Here is a 532-nt window from a genome sequence, read left to right as displayed (position 1 = left end):
CCCGGTTTGGGAAAGGTAAAAGATCAAATTGCTGCTGCCGGTCTTGATGATAGTTTGTTTAATCGTCAATTGGCTATTATTTCGTCAATGACGCCTTTAGAACGCGCCAATCCGGAATTGTTGAAACATAGCCGTAAACAACGAATCGCTAAGGGCTCTGGAACAAGTGCTGCTGATATTAATAAGCTTTTAAAAATGCATCGCCAAATGGCGGATATGGTGAAAGCCATAGGAGGTAAAGGGAAAAGCAGTTTAATGGGAAAAATGTTTGGAGCACTTGGATCTAAAATGGGCCTTGGGGGAATGGGAGCTTTGGGAAAAGATCCTGGAGCTCTGCCTGATTTATCGGAGTTTGATCCAAAGCAACTTTCAAAACTTCAAAAGCAGATAGAAAGTGGTCATGGGGGGAATGTATTACCCGGTCTTCCGGGGCGTGGGCCTACATTTCCTGGTTTTTCCAATGGTCCTGCCGATAGAGGGGTAAATTTTCCTCAGCATCTCAAGAAAAAATAAGATGCAAAGAGGGAAGGAA

1 pseudogene is annotated in these 532 nt (G+C 43.8%); it reads left to right on the top strand.

Going from position 1 to position 532, the window contains the following annotated elements:
* A pseudogene (locus ACFIO5_RS13460) lies at nucleotides 1-513 on the top strand (signal recognition particle protein); the annotation flags it as partial.
* Nucleotides 514-532: the final 19 nt, after the last annotated feature.

It is taken from the genome of Bartonella sp. AA86SXKL (genome assembly GCF_042196885.1).
The sequence above is the reverse complement of the archived record's forward strand: the minus strand, read 5'-3'. Positions and strand labels throughout refer to the sequence as shown.